Raw genomic sequence first — 2407 nt, 5'->3', positions numbered from 1 at the left:
TGAGGCCCCACTGGCCCTTGAAGAGGGCGCCCTCGTCCAGCCAGGAGGCGTATTCCTTGAGCTGGATGCCCTTGATGACCCGGGTGCCGCGGAACGGCGGAGCGGGGACCGGATTGTCCACGGCGACATCGGAGCGGACATGGCCCTCCTCGGGCCGCTCCTCCACCTCGGCGGGGGCTGCGGTGGTGCGTACGCGGCGTTGTTTGAGTTCGGGCAGTTTCGCGCCGGGCACGCCGCGCTTGACGCCGATGAGGGCGTCCATCAGGCGCAGGCCCTCGAACGCGTCGCGGGCGTAGCGGACCTCGCCCTCGTAGATGTCGTGGAGGTCCTGCTCGACGTAGGCACGGGTCAGGGCGGCGCCGCCGAGGATGACCGGGTAGTCGGCGGCCATCTTGCGCTGGTTGAGCTCCTGGAGGTTCTCCTTCATGATCACCGTGGACTTGACCAGGAGCCCCGACATGCCGATGACGTCGGCCCGGTGCTCGGCGGCCGCGTCCAGGATCGCGGAGACGGGCTGCTTGATACCGAGGTTGACGACGGTGTAGCCGTTGTTCGACAGGATGATGTCGACGAGGTTCTTCCCGATGTCATGGACGTCACCGCGCACGGTGGCCAGGACGATGGTGCCCTTGCCCTCGGCGTCCGACTTCTCCATGTGCGGCTCCAGACAGGCCACCGCCGTCTTCATCACCTCGGCGGACTGGAGCACGAACGGCAGCTGCATCTGCCCGGAGCCGAACAGCTCACCGACGACCTTCATACCGTCCAGCAGCGTCGCGTTGACGATGTCCAGAGCCGGACGGGTCTCCAACGCCTCAGCGAGGTCGGCCTCCAGGCCGTTCTTCTCGCCGTCGATGATCCGCCGCTTGAGGCGTTCGTCCAGCGGGAGGGCGGCCAGCTCCTCCGCCCGGCCCGCCGTCCGCGACTTGGTGGTGGCGCCCTCGAAGAGGGCCATCAGCTTCTGCAGCGGGTCATAACCCTCCGCCCGGCGGTCGTAGATCAGGTCGAGGGCGGTCTGCACCTCCTCCTGGGTGAAGCGGGCGATGGGGAGGATCTTCGAGGCGTGCACGATCGCCGAGTCCAGGCCCGCCTTGACACACTCGTCGAGGAAGACCGAGTTCAGCAGCACCCGGGCGGCCGGGTTGAGGCCGAAGGAGATGTTGGACAGGCCCAAAGTGGTCTGGACGTCGGGGTGGCGGGCCTTGAGGCGGCGGATGGCCTCGATGGTGGCGATGCCGTCGCCGCGGGACTCCTCCTGGCCGGTGCAGATGGTGAAGGTCAGGGTGTCGATGAGGATGTCCGACTCGTGGATGCCCCAGTTCACCGTGAGGTCCTCGATCAGCCGCTCGGCGATCGCGACCTTGTGCTCGGGGGTGCGGGCCTGGCCCTCCTCGTCGATCGTCAGCGCGATCAGCGCGGCGCCGTGTTCCTGGGCGAGCTTCGTGACCTTGGCGAAGCGGGAGTCGGGGCCGTCGCCGTCCTCGTAGTTGACGGAGTTGATGACCGCCCGGCCGCCGAGCTTCTCCAGCCCCGCCCGGATGACCGGGACCTCGGTGGAGTCCAGCACGATCGGCAGCGTGGAGGCGGTGGCGAAACGCCCGGCGAGTTCCTCCATGTCGGCGACACCGTCCCGGCCCACGTAGTCCACGCACAGGTCCAGCATGTGCGCGCCCTCACGGATCTGGTCACGGGCCATCTCCACACAGTCGTCCCAGCGGGCCTCCAGCATCGCCTCACGGAACTTCTTCGAACCATTCGCGTTCGTCCGCTCACCGATCGCCATGTACGCGGTGTCCTGACGGAACGGAACCGTCTGATAGAGCGACGCCGCACCCGGCTCCGGCTGCGGGTGGCGCTCCACCGGCGCCAACTCACGCACCCGCTCGACGAGTTGGCGCAGGTGCTCGGGCGTGGTGCCGCAGCAGCCCCCGACCAGGCTCAGGCCGTAGTCGCTGACGAAGTGCTCCTGGGCGTCCGCCAAACCCGCGGGGTCGAGCGGGAAGTGGGCACCGTCCTTGGTCAGGACGGGCAGACCCGCGTTCGGCATGCACAGCAGCGGAATACGGGAGTGCCGGGCCAGATAGCGCAGGTGCTCACTCATCTCGGCCGGACCCGTCGAACAGTTCAGGCCGATCATGTCGATACCCAGCGGCTCCAGCGCGGTGAGCGCGGCACCGATCTCCGAGCCCAGCAGCATGGTGCCGGTCGTCTCGAAGGCCATCGACACCAGGAGGGGCACGTCGGCGCCGGCCGCCTCCATGGCACGGCGGGCGCCCAGAATTGACGACTTCGTCTGGAGCAGGTCCTGCGTGGTCTCCACGATCAGCGCGTCGGCGCCACCGGCCAGCAGGCCCTCGGCGTTCGCCTGGAAACCGTCACGCAGGGTCGCGTAACCGATGTGGCCCAG

At 68.4% G+C, this 2407-nt stretch carries 1 protein-coding gene; it reads right to left on the bottom strand.

All coding sequences use genetic code 11. From position 1 onward, the window contains the following. The coding region (locus tag ACWIHT_RS47165; protein ID WP_456174820.1) for a dihydropteroate synthase at positions 1-2407 on the bottom strand (2407 nt) is incomplete at both ends.

This window comes from Streptomyces sp. NPDC002276 (genome assembly GCF_053891435.1).
This window is presented reverse-complemented; position numbering and strand designations above follow the sequence as displayed.